This window comes from Delftia tsuruhatensis (genome assembly GCF_903815225.1).
In the GTDB taxonomy this organism is placed as follows: Bacteria; Pseudomonadota; Gammaproteobacteria; order Burkholderiales; family Burkholderiaceae_C; genus Comamonas; species Comamonas tsuruhatensis_A.
In genome coordinates, this window is sequence record NZ_LR813084.1 from 2,558,168 (window position 1) to 2,575,881 (window position 17,714).

A 17,714-nucleotide genomic window follows, 5' to 3' on the forward strand; every position below is an offset into this window, starting at 1 on the left:
AGCAGTGCAGGGCGCCCCCGGCCCGCGTCAGTCGTGCCGCGCCATCAGGCCATGGGGGCGGCGCTCGTGGCGATGCCGCTGGCGCCTGAGGTTCTACCGGCCGCTTTTCTCCATCAACGCGAGCAGGGCCCCATCGACCTCGTCCGGCGCCTGGGCTTGTCGATGGCGAAGGCGTTCGAGGACCGTGCCGGTGGCAGGGTGGTTTGCCCAGGCTTCACGAGTCCAATCGCCGCGCAAATGAATGTCCCAGTAGTTCTCCCCCTTCGCGGTGTCCATCAGCTCGCCCTTGGCATGCGGGGTCGCTCCCCGGCTCAGCAGCAGCTTGACCAGTGGCAGGCAGATCGAGCGCATCTCGGTGCCGCGACCGCACAGCAGCAGCGCAACGGCACCGAGTAGCGGGCCGCGCCAGCGGAGGCGCGTGTAGCGGTAGTCGGCATCCCTGCCACTGCCCGTCAGCTTGTTCACGCAAAGACACACGGTCATGTTGGCGTCCAGACCCTGGGCGAGCAGCCCGGCCATGAAATCCACGACCAACCCGCCATCACGGGCCAGGATGAATGGCCGGTCGTTGCGCAGCGGGAAGTCGACCATGGGGGCCAGCTCCTCGGGGTCGAAGAGAACCGTCAGCACCTCGCGCTGGAAGGCATCGGGTGCCATCCAGAACTCGGCGCTTGCGCCGCTTGCGAGCAGTTCGTTGGCCAGGGTCAGTGGCCGGCACCCCATCATCGGGTGGCGCAGCAAGCTGCGCAGAAGGGTGTAGGGGCGGTCGTCCCACAGTGGGGTGTCCAGGTTCACTCCTGCGGCGACCAAATCGGCAATGGTGCCGGCGTCGCGACCCTGCCAGTACATGCGCTCCAGTCGGCGTTGATCACTCATGGTGGGGGGCGCAACGGAGCGCGCCCCCAGGGTCTCGAGCACGGCCAGCACATCCGGCCGGTCCTCGAAGAAATCCACGCTGTTGAACAGCAGGCTGCCTCGTACCTGGTCCGGGTGCAGGGCCCAGCGGATCTGCGCGTTCACGTCCACGCCCTCGCGCGAGGCCAGCATGGCCAGCAGCGCGGGGTGCTCGCAGAGCACGCGCAGCAGAGGTTCTGAACGCCACAGCGCTGCGGGATCGGCCTGGGGCGACGCAATGAGCGCACGCAACAGTGCTGGCGTCTTCCCGCCGCCGTGGCTCTGGATCACTTCGGCCACTTCGTCGATCCAGGCAAGGCAGGCGACCAGGTCCGCTCCCGCATCCAGCAGGGCCGATACGGCCTTGCCCAGCCGGGCCTTGGCTGCATGTACCAGCAGTGGCAGGCCATCGACAACGGCGTTGTGCGGTGCGCCGCCATGGATGGCCTTGGCGAAGGCGGCTTCCTTGCCCTCCAGCAACAGTTCGAGCAGCCGCTCATCCTCGGTCAGCGTTGGCGCCGGGAAGGCCTTGGCTGCAATCTTCTTGCCCGCCTGGTAGTGCAGTGTCCGCGTTTCGGCCACCTGCCCGTACCAGATGCGCACCCGGATGCTGGTTGCGCCGGCATCGTGCAAGGCCTGAATATGGGTCCGTTCGAGTTCGTCGCCAGAGGAGCTGTCGAGCACGAATCGCAAGGTCTCGCCGCGCAGCGACGCACTGGCCACAAAGGGCTCCTCCCAGCCGTCGAAGCAATCTTGCAGCGGCGCGGGCCATTGGTCGGCGTAGCGGCCGACGGCGGCCGCCAGGTGACCGTGCAGCACGGAAAGCTTGAGGGAGTCGGCGCCGACGCAGGTGAAAGTCAGGATGTTGGAAGACATTGGGTTGTTGCCGAAAGATCAGGAGTGCCATTTTGTAGAGGCTCTTTGCCCGTGAGCTTGACAGGTTGTCCATCGGCTCGAAACTGTTTTCGTGTTGGGTGGCCCCGCTCGGATGGTTTCAACCATGTGGTGCGGCAAAGTCTTTGTTCCCGGAGATGCCACGGAAAGCGCAGAGGCTGCGAACTGCGACCTCCGGCATGCGAGGTTCGTGCCGACCATGTTCAAAAGCACGCCGCACCGGCTTGCATGCCGGAGAAGCGGATGATCGACCGGTGGACGACTTGTCCAGTTGCGGCCCTGAGTACGGCATCTATGATGCAAGGCGCGCCAGACCCGCCTGTGTTTGGGGTTGCCGTTGCCCTGAGGGGAGTCTTCCTGGGCCAGCAGAACCTGGGCCCTTCCAGTACTTATGAATGAAAATCCAAGCCAGGCTCTTGCAGACCAGCTGCAGGGTTCCTCAAAAAAAGTCGATGTGTTTCTGGCGCTGCAAGCGCTTTCCTGCGGCGACCCCGCAGTGGCTTTCGCGGCCATCACGACATTCATACGGTCCGCGCCGGCAAATCAGCTGCCCCTGGCCCGCAATGCACTGCTGGTGTTGGCGGATCGTGCACCCTCGCTCTTGGTGGACGCCACGCTGGACGAGGATGCCAAGGTGGCTGATGCGGCCAGGCAGGCCTTGCTGATCCGCCCCTCCAATGAGGCGCTGCCCCTGTACCTGCGCATGGCCAAGTCCAAGAGCGTCGACGAAGCCTGCTCGGGTTTCATGTACCTGGGTCGTATCTCTTCGCCGCAGGCGCGGGCGCCTTTGTTCAAGGCCTTGGGCCACCGCAGCGCAACGGTGCGCGAGTATGCGGCGACATCCATCCTCAGCCTCGCCGACGAACACTGGATCGCCGACCTGCTGGAGGCCATCCGCAGGCTGCGGCGTGAAGAGGCCGACAAAAAGAAAGACTTTGGCGAGGTGATCAACACGCTGTGCAGCGCGGTGATCCATAGATCCGCACACTCCACTCTGGACCTGCTGATGGAAGGGCTCGGCGATGCGGACGCGAGAGTCCGCAGGACCTGCATCAGCGCACTGGGGCGCCTGGGTGACGCCGCGGCGGTGGTCCCGCTGATCGAGACATTTGAACACCCGCGCCGCGGGATGCCGCTGGAGCTGAGGACCGAACTGGTCAAGGTGCTTGGCGAGTTGGGCGACGCGCGTGCGATCGCGCCACTGCTGCGGGCCGGAGTGACCGTTGCGGCACCAGCGCTGGGCCTGCTGAAGGCGCAGGACGCCGTGCCTGCGCTGATGGTCGCGCTGGAGCAGGCAAGGACACCGCGCGATGCCGACGAATTGGCCGAGGTGCTGGCCCGGCTGGAAGGGCCTGGCGAGTCGCAGTGGCCTCGTGCAGGGCTGCGTTCAACCTCGCAGCCGGTGCTGCGCGCCGCCGCGCTGCAGCTGTCGCGCACGGCGCCTGAGGAGGCGGCACGGCATCTGCGCGCCATGCTGCCCCAGCTCTCCAGCGGCGAGGCCGTGAGCGTGGCCGAAGCGCTGGCCTTGATGGGCTGCGCGGAGGGTTTCGAAGGCTTCGCGCGGGCATTGGCGGACGACCCTCACCACTGGAATGCCTGTGCCGTGGCGTACGCCTGCAGAAATCTTCGAGGACCGCAGGTGCAGGCCCTGCTCTTGGGGCTGATGCCCGGTATCCGCACCGAGTACGTCCACCACGTCTGCAAAGCCCTGGCCGCGCAAGGAGCCGATGTATTGCCCGCGCTGATCGGTGCCGCGCAGGACGCTGGCGACAGCTTGCGATACCGCTACGTGATGGCGCTCGCAGAGTTCCGCGACCCCCGAGGGGCCGGGCTGCTGGCGTCCCTGATGGTCCGCCGCAACCCATTGCGTGACGGCGCCATACTGTCGCTGTCAGCCACGCCCAGCGCCGAGGCCAGCGCAGCGCTGGCTGCTGCACTACTGCAAGCCGAATCGCCGGCTGATGCCCGGCTGATCACCGAAACGATGGCGAGAGCAGCCACGCGCGAGGCAATTCCCTACTTGATACAGGCGCTGGAGGCCGACGTCGCCATCGAAGAGATATTGGAGGCCTTGGGACGTCTGGGTGATCGATCGGCCGTGCCTGCGCTGGTCGATCAACTGAGCAGCCCCAACGCGCACCGGCGCAAGGGGGCGGCCATGGCGCTGGAGCAGATCGCAGACCCTGCGGCAGGGGCACCGCTTGTCAGCCTGCTGCTGAAAGAGTTTCACCTGGAGGTGGCGCAGGCCGCAATGCAAGCCTGGCTGGCCATTGGCGCGCAAGATGATGGCACCCTCGATGGGCTGGGCGTGCCGGGCACGCGCGCATTCCTGTTGGCCAGTGCCAGACAGTTCCACAAGGAATGCTGACACGTACATGCTTGGCGATGCCGGTGCAGTGCCGGAGTGACCGTTGCGACCGATACGGGCGATTGCATGCTCGCGGTCACGGCGCACCGGTTCGACGGACCAATTTCACGCAGCTCGGCTGGCTTGTGTCGACCCGAAGCGGTCGCTTGGAGCGGTGAGTTCCCCTTCCGTGCGCGGGCTGCTGCGCAGCCAGGAGCGGGACGTTCAATCAACGGTGCGGCATTGCGCGGCCGATGGAGCGTCCTGGATCAACGCAAACCTTGTTTCGGGCCCCTTTCCCGGCTTTCGCGGGCACGTAAAAGTGCATACACGCTCTAGAGGCACAGGTGTTCAGCCCGGACCGTCGCTCGCGGCAGCGAGAAGCGGCACCAGGACATCACCAATCGGGGTCGGCACTCCGCGTTCACGGCCGCGGCGCGCGATGACACCGTTGCGGATATCCCATTCCAGTGGCCGTCCTGCTTCGCGATCCGCCAGAATGGACGTGCCCAGATCAGCCGGGGAAGACCGGAACTTGTCGAGGATCGCCTGCGGAACCTCATCGCCCAGTACAGCACCTTCGGCCCGTGCCACGGCCAGGCACTCCCGCAGATAGTCCAGAGTGAGTCTGGAAATATCGGGCCGGCCGAACATGCCTGAGCGGCGGTGGGTGAGTGCCATGAGCCCGGCCGCCGCGTTCTGCAGCAGCTTTTGCCAAGCCAGGGATTTGAAATCTGAAACCAGCTCCACCGCGCATCGGCTACCTTGCAGTGCCTGCGCGACCACGAGCGCTGCGGCCTCGTCAGGCAGGCTGATCCGGGCGTTGCTGTGCAGGAGCACCGAACCATCGGATCGGGCCTGCGCAGGAAACCATACGACGGCCGCAACGACTTGCCCCTGCGGGCACAGGGGGGTGACATCCTCCAGTTGCTCGACCCCGTTTTGCAGCACGCACACCACGGTCTGCGGACCGCTCAATGCCGCCAGCCATGGCGCGGCCGCTGCGGTTTGAGTCGCCTTGACCGCGAGAAAAACGAGGTCCGCCGGTCCTTGAATCCGTGCGGGATCCGTTCTGACCGGGCCGGGAACAACGATGCGCAGACCGCCTGCGTGCAGCGTAAGGCTGTCGCGCGGCGTACGTCCGCACAGCCACGGCGTACGACCGACTTCGTGCAGTGCCGCTGCCACCGTGGTTCCTATCGCCCCGGGCCCCAGGACTGCGATGCGTGCAGGGGTTGGTTGATTCACTGAAGCGTATTCCTTGACCTTGGTGCGCGGTGCCCGCCCGGGTGCCACCGAAAGTGATGATTATGAAGGGGTGGAGGCGGGGCAGGCGCTTCCTTCGTACCGGGCCGAGCGCGGGATTGCCGATGATGCCGCAGTGCTCCCCGCGGCGCAGGACAACTCAACGGGCCTTGCTCTTTGGAATGAAATGTGCGTTGACGTAGATTGCAGTGTTGATCAACGACTGACGTATATCCGGCTTCGAGATTCCGTGCCTTGCGGCGAATTGTTCGACCGCCGATGTGTCGAAGCGAGTCGTCTGGATGAAATCCAGGGCTTCGGCATCCGTATTCAAGAAACGCGCGACGGCAGGAATGCCGAGCAGCCATTTCAGCAACCGGAGCGAAATATGGTGCTTTGGAGGATTCAAGCCAAGAGGTTGTGCCACCTGCGCCAGAAGTTCTCGCAAATCGGGACTCTGGTCATCCAGCGCCAGGAGTTCCTGCCCCACCATGCAAGGATCAAAAGCGCAAGCCGCCACCAACTCGACCAGATAATCCACGGTGACCAGAGGCAACCAGTGCTTGGAGGAACCGGGGACTGCAGCCAGCTTTCCCTGCACCAGATTGCGTATCAGATCCACCAGCGGCTGGCCGTCCAGGATGCGTCCCGTGCGGCTATGGCCGCAAACGGTGGCGGGGTGTACGACGGTCAATTTCCCGCCCCTGGCAGCCATGACCTCCAGGGTCGCAAAATGCGCCTCCAGCTTGCTGCCCTCGTAGGCGCCGACATTCCTGTAGACGGCTGGCCAATTCGTCCGTTCCGGGCGGCCTGGATCTATTCCGATGCGTTGCAGGTGTTCATGGTTTTTCAGCATGTAGCCACCGGTCATCACCAATCGGCTGTCTTGCTCGGCGGCCAGCAGCGCCACGCGCCTTGCCCCTTCTACATTGACTGCCCGAGAATGCTCCATCGAAAGCCCCCAGGCGAAGTGGGCGCCCAGGTGGAACACAGCCTCGGCTTGCCGTACGACTTCCCGGCCAGCAAGACCCAGGCCGAGGTCCTCCTGCTCCAGATCGCCCGCCACGGCAAAGACACGGGCGGCGACGCCTCCCAGATCGCTGACTTGCCTGCGCAGTTCAGCCAGTCGCTCCGGGCGACGCATCAGCACTCGAATGGTGTGACCTTGTGCACTCAGGCAGGACACCAGATATTGGCCGATGAAGCCGGTTCCTCCCGTAACAAAACACTCCACGCTCATTTTTTTTGTCCCTTGGCACGATGAAGAGCCAAGTGTAGACTGTAGACCTAACTCTACAGTCAAGCGGTTTTTCATGAATATTGGCGAACTCGAGGTCCGCAGCGGCGCAAGCCGCCACACTTTGCGTTATTACGAGAAGATAGGTCTTATCTCGCCATTGCGGCGAACCAATAATTATCGTGTATATACAGCGCAAACTCTGCAGGACCTGGAATTTATCCAGCGCGCACAAGGTATGGGTTTTTCTCTTGGGGAGATAGGCGAGATCCTGGATGCGCAGAGAAACAGGTCAATCGATTGTGCAGGGGGAGCGAAGCTGATTGAAAAGAAGATGGCGGAAATCAAGAAGAAAATCACCGACCTGAAAGGCATTTATCGGTATTTGGACGAGGAGCGTGCAAACCTCGAGGCAAGTGCTGCCAGGCAACTTGAGCTCCAACGGCTCAACGGATCCGCCACGTGAGCGGTCGGCATCCTGCAAGCCGCAGCCACCCCCATGGCCTGGGACCTCCGCCCTTCACGCCAGCTCGCGCCCCTTCACCCACAACCCGAACTCCTTCATCACCCCCACCACCGGCCTGAGCCGCTCCCCATCCTGGGTCAACTCGTACTCCACCTTGACGGGCGCGGTCGGGTAGACCGTGCGCCTGACCAGGCCGGCTTCCTCCAGCGCGCGAAGGTCCAGGGTCAGGGAGCGTTGGGAGATGCCGGGCATGTCGCGGCGCAGGTCGTTGAAGCGCCTGGGGCCGTCGATGAGGTAGGAGGCGATGAGCAGCCTCCAGCGGCCACCCAGCAGGCGCATGGCTTCTTCCACGGAGCAGCCGGAGATGTTGGTTTTCATAGCACATCCATCATAGACAGATGGCAGGTATATTTTTTTAACCTACGTGCGGTTTTATTGCCTTCTTCCCAATTGTTCGCTGGTGCATAGCATTTGCCAGGGGCTGTGCCTGAACGCGCAGGCCCCTTGTTCCATCACCAGAGAAATTCCATGAAGCTGTATTACCTGCCGGGCGCCTGTTCGCTGGCGCCGCACATTGTCCTGAACGAACTGGGGCTTGATTTCAAGCGGGTCAGGGTGGACCACAAGACCCACCAGACCGAAGACGGCAGGGACTTCCGCGTGCTCAGCCCGTTCGGCTATGTCCCCCTGCTGGAACTGGACGACGGCAGCCTGCTGCGGGAGGGGCCGGCCATCCTCCAGTACCTGGCGGACCTGCGGCCTGCATCGCTTCTGGCGCCAGCCCAGGGCAGCATGGAACGCTACCGGCTGCTGGAGTGGCTGGCCTTCCTGAATTCGGAGATCCACAAGGGCTTCATCCCGCTTCTGTATGCGGTGCTGGCGGGAAAGTATGGCGTGGAGACGGCCAGGCCCAAGCTGGAGCAGCGCTATGCCTGGGTGGACGCGCAACTGGCCGGCAAGCGCTACCTGATGGGCGATGGCTTCACCGTGGCCGACGCCTATCTGTACGCGCTCACCCAGTGGGGGCAGGCCTCCTGGCTGGAGTCGGTCTACAAGACGAGCATTCGCTTCGACGGGCTGGAGCATCTTGCAGGCTGGTACGCCCGGATGCGTGAGCGGCCCGCCGTGCGCAAGTCGCTGGATGCGGAAGGGTTGCGATAGCAGACGGTGAGGCTGTTTCAGAGGGCGGGGTTGGCAGGCCCGGCGTCATCCTGAGGGCCGCCCTCCAGCGCCCGCAGCAACTGCGACAGCCGCGCATCCAGCGCGGCCAGTTCGGCGGCGGGCATGGGGGCAAGCATCTCCCGCTCGTTGTCCAGATGCGCCTCCACGGCGCGATCGATCAGCTCCAGCCCTTGCGCGGTCAACTGCACCAGCATGCTGCGCGCGTCCTGCGGATTGGGCAGGCGCTGCACCAGGCCGCGCGTCTCCAGGCTTTTCATGCGATGGGTCATGGTGCCCGAGGTGACCATCAGCGTGGAAAACAGGGCGGTGGGCGTGAGGCGGAAGGGGGCGCCCGAGCGGCGCAGGCTGGCCAGCACGTCGAACTCCCACATCGTCATGCCGAAGCGCGCGAAGCATTCTTCCAGGCGCTGCTCCAGCAGGGCGGCGCAGCGCTTGATGCGGCCTATGGGACCCATGGGGCTGGCGTCCAGGTCGGGGCGCTCGCGCGCCCACTGGGCCAGGATGGTGTCGACGTGGTCGGGAGGGCGGGGAGGGCGGTCTGGGACATTTGTCTTGATTTTAAGATAAATCATGTACCATGTGATTGTCTTGATTTGAAGATAAATTCATGTCCTCTTCTTCCGCAAGCCCGGCCATGTCCTGGCGCGACATCCTGCTGACGGCGCTGGCGCCGGCCATCTGGGGATCGACCTATATCGTCACGTCCGAGCTGTTGCCGCCGGACCGGCCGTTCACGGCCGCGCTGATCCGCGTGCTACCGGCCGGCTTGCTGCTGGTGCTGATCACGCGGCGGTTGCCGGCGGGCTCGGGCTGGTGGCGGCTGGCGGTGCTGGGGGCGCTGAACATCGGCGTGTTCCAGGCCTTGCTGTTCGTGGCGGCCTACCGGTTGCCAGGCGGGCTGGCGGCCGTGCTGGGCGCCGTGCAGCCGCTGCTGGTGATGGCCCTGGCCTGGGGCGTGGACGGGCGCTCCCCCGCGCGGCTGACGCTGGGGGCCGCCGTGGCCGGCATTGCGGGCATGGCGGTGCTGCTGCTGTCGCCGCAGACAGTGTTCGAGCCCGTGGGCATTGCCGCGGCGCTGACCGGCGCGGTCTGCATGGCGGCCGGCACTTGGCTGACACGGCGCTGGCGCGTGGATCTGCCGGTGCTGGCGCTGACGGGCTGGCAGCTGCTGTTCGGCGGCCTGATGCTGCTGCCGCTGGCCTGGTGGGTGGATGCGCCCCTGCCCGCGCTGACGGCCACCCAGGTGGGCGCCTATGCCTATCTGTGCCTGGCCGGGGCGCTGCTGGCCTATGTGCTGTGGTTTCGAGGCATAGGACGGTTGCCTTCGGTGGCCGTGTCGTCCCTGGGGCTGCTGAGCCCGCTCACGGCCGTGGTGCTGGGCTGGGCGCTGCTGTCGCAGTCCATGACGGGCATGTCCTTCCTGGGTCTGCTGGTGGTGCTGGCCAGCGTGCTGGTGGTGCAGTGGTCGGCGGCGCGCGGCGCCTGAGTTTTCTGCATCGGGCTTGTCTTTTCTCCAACCGGGCATTTCACATGACATTCTCCGTTTCCATCGAGCAGGCCGTTGCCTCGCGCATCTCCGCAGACCGTTTCGAGCCGGGCCGGCCGCTGGACGACATCCTTGCCTACGCCTGATGACGGCGGCGCGTGGAACGAATTATCATACGGTGTATGTTTGATTTGACGGAGAGATCGCCATGCCCCGCAACCCTGCATCCGACAAGGCGTTCGGCAAGGTCTTCATCGCCACCTCGGTCGACGGTTTCATCGCGCGGCCAGATGGCTCGCTCGACTGGCTCCCAGCCAGCGAGGCGGGCGGCGGGGAGGACTATGGCTACGCAGCCTTCATGAGCACCGTGGACGGCATCGTCATGGGCCGTTCCACCTACGAAAGCGTGCTGGGCTTCGATGCCTGGCCCTTTGAAAAGCCGGTGGTGGTGATGAGCCGCACGCTGGCCGCCGGCGATGTGCCCCGCCACCTGAGCGGCCGGCTGCGCATCACGGACGCCCAGCCCGCGCAACTGGTGGCCGGGCTGCGCGCCGAGGGCTGGCGTCATGCGTACATCGATGGCGGTGCCGTGATCCGCGCCTTCCTCGCGGTGGGCGAGATTGGCGAGATGACCCTCACCCGCGTGCCGGTGCTGATCGGCGCGGGGCGACCGCTGTTCGGCGACATAGGCTGTGATCTGCGCCTGGACTGCCTGGGCTCGCAGGCCTATGCCAACGGCATGGTCAGCACGCGCTACCGCGTGCGGGCCGGTGGCAGGGTGCGGGGCGGCGGCGATGAGTGAGCAGGTGGTTGCCGCCGTGCGGCGCGGCCGCCCCTCGGCAGGGCAGGCGCTCGACCGTGATCGGGTGCTGGACGCGGGGCTGGCGCTGCTGGAGGCACTGGGCCCGCAGGGATTCGGCCTGCGGCCGCTGGCGCGGCGGCTGGGCATCACGCCCATGTCGGTGTCCCACCATGTGGGAGACCAGCATGCGCTGATGCGCGGCCTGGTCGAGCGTGTGCATGGACGGCCGTTGCCCGAGCCCGGCCGGGGCCTGGGGCCGGCGCGGCGCATCCAGGTGCTGCTGGCCGGCTACATGGAGCGCGTGCGCCTGCATCCGGCGCTGACGGTGTGCATTCTGGGCGATCCGGACCTGTTCACCGCGTCGCTGGCCGCGTTCACGCAGCGGTTGCGCGCCGAGGTCCGGGCCCTGTGTGGCCCGGCTGAAGACGATGGGGATGTGCTGCTGGACCTGCTGATCGACTACACGCATGGCCACGCGCTGGCCCTGGCCCTGTCCCGGGATGGCGCGCACGCCCTGCGGGGCCGCTTCGAGCAGGGGCTGGCGCGCCTGCTGCGCGCGCCTGCGGTTTAGGCTTCCACGCGCAGGCCGGCCTGCTCCCGGCCCGTGAAGCCGGCCTCGAAGCGCCGGGCCGCGCGGCCCTGGGCTCCCAAGCCCGCCGTGGCGCGGCTGCGCAGCCTGATGGCGGAAGAGGGTCAGGCAAACAGCCTGCGCGCCATGAAGTCGAGGAAGGCGCGCACCTTGGGTGAGAGATCGCGCCCCGGCGGCCAGACCAGCCAGACCGTGCCCTGGTTGTGCGTGCCGGCCACGTGGTGGTCGAGCACGGTCTCCAGCAGGCCTTGCTCCAGTTGGCGGGCCACGGTGAAGTCGGGCAGGCAGGCGATGCCCTGGCCGCGCAGCGCCAGGAAGATGCGCATTTCCACGCTGTTGCAGACCACGCTGCGGGGCAGCTCTGGCGGAGCGCCGTCCTGCGCCTGGCCGGCCAGCGGCCAGCGCTCGAGCCGGCCGGTTCCCGCGAAGCGGTAGTGCAGGCACAGGTGGCCGGCCAGGTCGGCGGGGCGCTGCGGCCGGCCATGGCGCTGGAAGTAGGTGGGCGAGCCCACGAGCACGCGCCGGAAATCTCCCAGCCGCCGGTGCCTGAGTGCGGAATCCTCCAGCGGCGCGGCGCGGATGGCCACGTCGAAGCCTTCGCCGATCACATCGACCAGGTGGTCCGAGAAGTTCAGGTCCAGCTCGACCTCGGGGTACTCCAGCAGGAAGTCCGAGATCGCCTCCTCGAACAGGCCCGAGTGGCGGGGCAGGCTGATCCTCAGGCGGCCATGGGGCCGCTCGCCCGCGTGGCGCAGCTCCAGCTGGGCCGCCTCGACCTCGCACAGGATGCGGCGGCAGCGCTCCAGAAAGCGCTCGCCTTCGGCCGTCAGCGCCAGCGCGCGCGTGCTGCGGTTGAACAGGCGCACGCCCAGGCGCTCCTCCAGCCGGGCGATGGCCTTGCCCACCGCCGAGGGCGACAGACCCAGCTCGCGCGCCACTGCGGAAAAGCCCAGCCGCTCGGCCACGCGGACAAAGACGCCGATGTTGCCAAGGCTGTCTATTTCCATGGGGTTGGGGTTCTGATTCAAGACTTGAGCATCCCAAGTGTTTGGAAATGAAGATGGATTTTCTCAAATCATGGGCGGCCTACGCTGGCAGCCATTCGATGAACCACCGAGGAATCCATGTCTTCCCTCTCCCACGACAGCCTCCTGAAATGGCTGCAGCTGCTGGCCGTCTGCCTGACGGGCCTGCTCATCCCCTTGAGCTTTACCGGGCCGGCCGTGGCCCTGGCCTCCATCGGCGCCGCGCTGGGCGGCTCGCCCTCGCAGCTGGGATGGGTCATGAATGCCTACATCCTCAGCTACGGCAGCGCCATGATGGTGGCCGGCAGCCTCACGGACATCTATGGCCGGCGCCGGCTGTGGCTGCTGGGCCTGGCATGGTTTGCCGCGTCGAGCCTTGCGGTGGGCATGGCGTCGCAGCTGCTGTGGGCCGATCTGCTGCGGCTGCTGCAGGGGCTGGGTGGCGCCGTGGCCTTTGCGGCGGCCATGTCCTCGCTGGCGCCCTTGTTCGAGGGGGCGGCGCGGGCCAGGGCCTTCAGCCTGCTGGGTACGACCTTCGGCCTGGGCCTGGCCTTCGGCCCCTGGGTGTCCGGCGCCATCGTGGATGGCCTGGGCTGGCGCTGGGTCTTCCATGCGACCGGCCTGGTCGCCTTGCTGGCCCTGCCCATGGTGTGGGTCGGCATGCGGGGCGAGGCGCGGGCGCCGGGCGGGCGGCCGGACTGGCTGGGCGCACTCAGTTTCACGCTGGCCCTTGGCGGGTTCACCTACGGCATGTTGCTGGTGCCCGAGCGCGGCTGGGCCCATGGCGAGGTGCTGGCATCGTTGGCGGCGTCCGCGGCGCTGCTCGCGGTCTTCGTGGCGGTGCAGCGGCGCACGGCGCAGCCTTTGCTGGACCTTGCGCTGTTCACCCAGCGGGGCTTTCTGGGCGTGCAGGTGCTGGCTGCCTCACCGGCCTTTCTGTTCATCTCGCTGGTGGTCATGCTGCCAGGGCGCTTCATCGGCGTGGATGGCTTCACGCCGCTGGAGGCCGGCCGCATGATGGGCTGGCTGGCCGCACCCCTCTTGGTGGTGCCGGTGCTGGCGGCTTCGCTGTCGCGGTGGGTCGGCCCCGGCCGTCTGTCTGCCGCCGGGCTGTTGCTGGCCGCGGCGGGCCTGGGCTGGCTGGCCGTGGCCTTCGGGCAGGGCCCGGGGATGGCGCTGGCCTGGCCGCTGCTGCTGATCGGCGTCGGCATAGGGCTGCCCTGGGGCCTGATGGATGGGCTGGCCGTGAGCACCGTGGCGCCCGAGCGCGTGGGCATGGCCACCGGCATCTTCAATACCGTGCGCATTTCGGCCGATGGCGTGGCCCTGGCGGTGACGGGCGCGGTGCTGGCCATTCTGGTGCGCGGGCGGCTCGGTGCGCTGGAGCCCGGCGATCCCGCGCTGCGCCAGCAGTTGGCGGGGCTGATCGCGCAGGCCGATCTGGCCCGGGCCAGCCAGGCCATGCCGGGACACGATGCCTTGTTTTCGCTGGCCTACGGCGCGGCGTTCCATGACCTGCTGCTGCTGCTGGCGGGGCTGGCCGTGGCCACGGCGCTGACCGTGCTGTGGCTGCTGGAGCGGGGAGGGCGCGGAGGCATGGCCCGGCCGACCAGTCCGGCCGAGGCGGTGCGCGGGCTCAGCTAGCGGGCTGCAGCTGCATGCCCAGGCGGGAAAACAGGATCTGGCCGCCATCGCCCTGCAGCCGCTGGATCACCATGCCGCCATCGCGGTGCAGGTAGATGCGAAGGGCGTTGCCGTTGCCGGGATCGTGGTCCAGATGGCAGGGATCGCCTTCCAGGTCCTTCCAGCCGTGCGATTCCGCCAGCCGGCGAGAGGCGATGCGGCGCAGCTCGGTGTCCGGGGCAGAGAAATAGGTGTGGGTTTGCAGCCACAGCGAACGCAGCTGCTCGAAGGATTCCTCGCGCGAGGAACAGGCAGGCGCAGCCTCCAGCAGGGACAGCAGCATGTCCAGAAGCTGACCGAATGAATACTGCATGCCGCGCCCCTTTCAGCGATCGACGGGTGCGCACCGCGCAACCTCGCCCAGCGTAACCGGATATGGCGCGAATGTGAACAAAGCGTATAGCTGGTGGTTTGTCGCTATTGCATGGGCATGCTGACAGTGATGTGTGCGCACTGCAAGGATTTCCCGCGCTGCGGATGGCGGGACAATGGCCGGCATCTCCACCCTGAGCAGCCCATGGAACGCTTCACCATTTCCATCGACGACGAACTGGCCCGCGACTTCGACCAATGGATCGCCGCGCGGGGCTACGGCAACCGTTCCGAGGCCATACGCGACGTGCTGCGCGTCCACCTGGCGCGCGTGCGCGAGAGCCAGGATGCCGACGGCCCCTGCGTGGCCAACCTGTCCTATGTCTACAACCACCATGAGCGCGACCTGTCCGAACGCCTGGCGGCCCTTCAGCATGACCATCACGAATTGCACATGGCCACCACCCATGTGCACCTGGACCATGAGCAATGCATAGAGACCGTGATGCTGCGCGGGCCGGCCCGTGCCGTGCGGCGTTTTGCCGACACCCTCATGGCCGAGCGCGGCGTGCACCATGGCCAGCTCAACGTGGTGATGGTGCGACCGCAGGCCGGTCACACGCACTGAGGCTGCGCCAGGGCAGGCACAGGGGATGGCGGGGGCGCCCGGCCTGATCGCGCGGGGCGGGTTCAGGTCGGTATGAAGTTTGCTTTTTTCTTCATACCCATCACGAACGAACTCCATGCATCCGCAACCTCGCCCTTCATCCCCGCCTTTCCTGCACCAGATCGTGGCGGCCAGCCTGCTGGCACTGGCTGCCATTCCCCATGCTGGTGCACGCCCGCCCGAGCCGGGTGCCACCCTGCCGGAGAACCTCGCCAGCCTGCAGACCGTCGAGGTCAAGGGGCAGGCCGCGCGCGGTGGCGCCGCCGCCTATTCCTCCACCGAGCTGGAGAGTGATGAGGTGGCGCACGCCCATGTCAGCCAGGTGCAGGACCTGCTGCGCAAGGTCCCCGGCATGAATGTGAGCAACTACCAGTTGTCCGGCGTGGGCGATGCCATCGTCCTGCGCGGCTTCGGCGGTGGCGGCCATGGGGGAGACGTGGGCGTGGTGCTGGACGGTATTCCGCTCAACGAGGCCATGTCGCATGCCGACGGCTATGTGGACCTGAACGTCATCGTGCCGCTGGAGATCGAGCGGCTGACGGTCTACAAGGGCCCGGTCTCGGCCCTGTACGGCAACTTCAACCGCGCCGGCCTGATCGCCATCGACACGCGCAAGCAGGGCGAGTACCGGCAGGCGGACCTGAGCATGGCCTCGCACGGCACCCTGGATGCCCAGGCCGCCCTGGGACTGAAGCTGGGCGAGGGCGAGTTCCTGAACCTCGCGGCCCAGCACTACCGCAGCGACGGTTTTCGGGCGCAATCGTCATCGCAGCGCAGCACGGCCGCCCTGCGCTGGAGCAAGCTGCTCACCCCGCAACTGGAACTGGCGCTGTCCGCCCGCCTGCACCATGCCGAAGGCGATTCGCCCGGCTACGTCACGGCCGCGCAGTTCGCCATCGACCCCTATGGCAGGGACCCGCGCGCCATGAACGACGGTGCGCGCAAGAACTTCGCCACGCTGCGCGCCGACGCGCGGTACGCGCTGTCGCCGCAGCTGGGCTGGCTGGCCTTTGCCTACACCACGCGGCAAAGCTTCACGCGCTGGTTCAGCCGGCCCGTCAATGCAGCCCAGTGGCGCCAGCGCGAGGAAAGCTACGAGCGCGCGGTCTACGGCGCGGGCACCAGCCTCAATGGCCGCCACGTCACGGCGCTGACGCCGCTCAACTGGGTGGCGGGGCTGGAGACTTTCCGCGAATCCACCGACTATCTCTACTACGACGGCCTGCAGCAGCGCCAGCGCACGGCGCCGGCCATCAATGACCGCGACTCCCGGCTCGACAGCCTGTCGGCCTATGCCGAGGTCGACGCGCCCGTGCACCGCCTGCTGCAGCTGTCGGCGGGACTGCGCTGGGACCGCTTCACGGGCGGGTGCGCGCTCAACGGCCCGGAAACGGGCTCCGACCCCTGTGGCCCGCTGGCGCGCACCTCGCATGCCAGCCCCAAGCTGGGCCTGCGCTCCCAGGTGGCACCGGGCGTGCTGCTGCGCGCCAGCTGGTCCGAGGGTTTTGCGCTGGCCAGCAACTTCGCCAAGTACGCGCTGGGCGCGGCTCGGCTGGATCCCAACATCTTCCGCCAGACCGAAGTGGGGGCGCAGTTCAAGCCGGTGGACGGCCTGGTGCTGGACATGGCGGCCTACCGCCTGCAGTCCACGCAAGAGATCCGCAACGTGGCGCCTGGCGTCTATGAGAACTACGGCGCCACGCGCCGCACGGGCGTGGAGGCCAGCGTGCTGTGGGCCGTGCGCAAGGACCTGGACCTGGAGATCGCCTGGGGCAGCGCGCGATCGCGCGTGACGGAAAACGGCAACCCGGCCCTGGTCGGCAGGCAGGTGGCCGGCGTGCCGCGCCATACCGCCACCGTGGCCCTGGCCTGGCGCCCCGTGGCGCAGTGGGAGGGCACGCTGACCTGGCGCCGCGTGGGGCGCTACGCCGTCAATGCGGACAACAGCGTGGCCTATGGCGGCTATGCCACCTGGGACCTGGGGCTGGGCTACCGCCTGCCAGGCGCGCGCAGCCGCGTCTACGCCATGGTCAGCAATCTCACGGACAAGGCCTATGCGACCTCGTCCTCCGTCATCGGCGGTGCCCAGCTGTTCGCCCCCGGAGCACCGCGCACGCTGAAGATCGGCGTGCAGGCACAGTTCTGAAAAAAGGAAGACACCATGCGCAAACTCTGGAAATCGACGTGCCAGGGCTGGGCCATCTCGGCCCTGCTGGCTGCTGCGCCGGTGGCGCTGGCCCACAACGTCTGGCTGGAGCCCGATGCCGACGGCGCCTACAGCGTGCAGTTCGGCGGTCATGAAGGCCGGCTGGAAACCTTCCCCGCCGACAAGCTCAAAAGCGTGCAGGCCTATGACGCGCGGGGCCGGCGCATCGAGGTCGCCATCCAGCCCCGCCCCGGTGGCGCCCGGGTCACGCCCGCGCGCCGCGCCGCCTTGCTGGCAGCGCATTTCGACAACGGCTTCTTCAGCAAGGTGGGCGACGGCCCCATGGTCAACCTGCCGATGAACGAGAACCCCGGCGCCACCAGCGGCGTGCATGCGCTGAAGTTCCACAAGACCCTCATCGAATGGGGTCCCATCGCCCGCGAGAGGCTGGGCCAGACTTTCGAGATCATCGCCAGGACCCGGCGTGCCCCGCATGCGGGCGAGCCGCAGCAGTTCCTGGTGCTGCTCGACGGCAAGCCACGCGCCGGCGTGCGCGTGTCACTGGGAGAACAGGGCGAGCCGCTGGTGACCGATGCCGAGGGCCTGGTCACCGTGCTGCCGCGCGCGGGCCTGAACAAGTTGCTGGCCATCGTGCGCCTGCCCGTGGCCGGCGATGCGCGCACCACCAGCATGAGCTACGAGTACCTGCTGGCGTTCTCGGCACATTGATTGGGGTGCG

General features: G+C 67.0%; 17 protein-coding genes. 10 read left to right on the plus strand and 7 right to left on the minus strand.

Translation table 11 applies throughout. From position 1 onward, the window contains the following. Nucleotides 1–93: 93 nt before the first annotated feature. Nucleotides 94–1,770 carry a hypothetical protein gene (locus L1Z78_RS11540; RefSeq protein WP_234641624.1) on the minus strand — a complete coding sequence of 559 codons (1,677 nt, stop codon included), beginning with the start codon at nt 1,768–1,770 and terminating at the stop codon, nt 94–96. A 409-nt stretch (nt 1,771–2,179) separates the two neighbouring features. Here L1Z78_RS11540 and L1Z78_RS11545 point away from each other — a divergent pair, with 409 nt between their 5' ends. After that, on the plus strand, nt 2,180–4,156 hold the full coding sequence (locus L1Z78_RS11545) for a HEAT repeat domain-containing protein (protein ID WP_234641625.1): 1,977 nt from the start codon (nt 2,180–2,182) through the stop codon (nt 4,154–4,156). A 330-nt stretch (nt 4,157–4,486) separates the two neighbouring features. Here L1Z78_RS11545 and L1Z78_RS11550 read toward each other — a convergent pair whose 3' ends face one another. Together L1Z78_RS11550 and L1Z78_RS11555 are read right to left on the minus strand one after the other, a co-directional pair. Further along, entirely contained in the window at nt 4,487–5,383 is an 897-nt protein-coding gene (locus tag L1Z78_RS11550) for an oxidoreductase (protein ID WP_234641626.1), read from the minus strand. A 157-nt stretch (nt 5,384–5,540) separates the two neighbouring features. Then, a complete protein-coding gene (locus L1Z78_RS11555) occupies nt 5,541–6,620 on the minus strand; it encodes an SDR family oxidoreductase (protein ID WP_234641627.1) in 1,080 nt (359 codons plus the stop codon). Between the two features lie 73 nt (nt 6,621–6,693). Here L1Z78_RS11555 and L1Z78_RS11560 point away from each other — a divergent pair, with 73 nt between their 5' ends. Continuing rightward, nucleotides 6,694–7,083, plus strand: a complete 390-nt coding sequence (locus L1Z78_RS11560) for a MerR family transcriptional regulator (RefSeq protein ID WP_234641628.1) — start codon at nt 6,694–6,696, stop codon at nt 7,081–7,083. 54 nt (nt 7,084–7,137) lie between these two features. Here the strand turns inward: L1Z78_RS11560 and L1Z78_RS11565 are convergent, their stop codons facing one another. Then, complete coding sequence (locus L1Z78_RS11565; RefSeq protein ID WP_234641629.1) at nt 7,138–7,461, minus strand: winged helix-turn-helix transcriptional regulator; 324 nt, start codon at nt 7,459–7,461, stop codon at nt 7,138–7,140. 150 nt (nt 7,462–7,611) lie between these two features. Between L1Z78_RS11565 and gstA the strand changes: the two genes are divergently transcribed. Then, complete coding sequence (gene gstA, locus L1Z78_RS11570; RefSeq protein WP_234641630.1) at nt 7,612–8,244, plus strand: glutathione transferase GstA; 633 nt, start codon at nt 7,612–7,614, stop codon at nt 8,242–8,244. Nucleotides 8,245–8,261: 17 nt separating this feature from the next. On the opposite strand, the gene L1Z78_RS11575 is transcribed toward gstA, so the two are convergent. Continuing rightward, nucleotides 8,262–8,837 carry a MarR family winged helix-turn-helix transcriptional regulator gene (locus L1Z78_RS11575; RefSeq protein WP_234641631.1) on the minus strand — a complete coding sequence of 192 codons (576 nt, stop codon included), beginning with the start codon at nt 8,835–8,837 and terminating at the stop codon, nt 8,262–8,264. Between the two features lie 62 nt (nt 8,838–8,899). Between L1Z78_RS11575 and L1Z78_RS11580 the strand changes: the two genes are divergently transcribed. From L1Z78_RS11580 to L1Z78_RS11590, 3 genes are all read left to right on the plus strand, one after another. Continuing rightward, a complete protein-coding gene (locus tag L1Z78_RS11580; protein ID WP_234642149.1) occupies nt 8,900–9,751 on the plus strand; it encodes an EamA family transporter in 852 nt (283 codons plus the stop codon). Nucleotides 9,752–9,959: 208 nt separating this feature from the next. Then, nucleotides 9,960–10,553: a dihydrofolate reductase family protein gene (locus tag L1Z78_RS11585; RefSeq protein ID WP_234641632.1), complete on the plus strand. Its 594-nt coding sequence runs from the start codon at nt 9,960–9,962 to the stop codon at nt 10,551–10,553. Further along, on the plus strand, nt 10,546–11,124 hold the full coding sequence (locus tag L1Z78_RS11590) for a TetR/AcrR family transcriptional regulator (RefSeq protein ID WP_234641633.1): 579 nt from the start codon (nt 10,546–10,548) through the stop codon (nt 11,122–11,124). Before L1Z78_RS11585 ends, L1Z78_RS11590 begins: the two co-directional genes overlap by 8 nt. Nucleotides 11,125–11,246: 122 nt before the next feature. Here the strand turns inward: L1Z78_RS11590 and L1Z78_RS11595 are convergent, their stop codons facing one another. Next, a complete protein-coding gene (locus L1Z78_RS11595; RefSeq protein WP_234642150.1) occupies nt 11,247–12,143 on the minus strand; it encodes a LysR family transcriptional regulator in 897 nt (298 codons plus the stop codon). A 123-nt stretch (nt 12,144–12,266) separates the two neighbouring features. Between L1Z78_RS11595 and L1Z78_RS11600 the strand changes: the two genes are divergently transcribed. Beyond that, entirely contained in the window at nt 12,267–13,811 is a 1,545-nt protein-coding gene (locus tag L1Z78_RS11600) for an MFS transporter (protein WP_234641634.1), read from the plus strand. Here the strand turns inward: L1Z78_RS11600 and L1Z78_RS11605 are convergent. Further along, nucleotides 13,804–14,163 (minus strand): hypothetical protein, encoded by a 360-nt coding sequence (locus L1Z78_RS11605; protein WP_234641635.1) that lies wholly within the window; start codon nt 14,161–14,163, stop codon nt 13,804–13,806. The genes L1Z78_RS11600 and L1Z78_RS11605 overlap by 8 nt on opposite strands. A gap of 204 nt (nt 14,164–14,367) precedes the next feature. Between L1Z78_RS11605 and nikR the strand changes: the two genes are divergently transcribed. From nikR to L1Z78_RS11620, 3 genes are all read left to right on the plus strand, one after another. After that, on the plus strand, nt 14,368–14,790 hold the full coding sequence (gene nikR / locus L1Z78_RS11610; protein WP_234641636.1) for a nickel-responsive transcriptional regulator NikR: 423 nt from the start codon (nt 14,368–14,370) through the stop codon (nt 14,788–14,790). 115 nt (nt 14,791–14,905) lie between these two features. Continuing rightward, entirely contained in the window at nt 14,906–16,975 is a 2,070-nt protein-coding gene (locus tag L1Z78_RS11615) for a TonB-dependent receptor (protein WP_234641637.1), read from the plus strand. Nucleotides 16,976–16,990: 15 nt separating this feature from the next. Next, on the plus strand, nt 16,991–17,704 hold the full coding sequence (locus L1Z78_RS11620; RefSeq protein ID WP_234641638.1) for a DUF4198 domain-containing protein: 714 nt from the start codon (nt 16,991–16,993) through the stop codon (nt 17,702–17,704). Nucleotides 17,705–17,714: the final 10 nt, after the last annotated feature.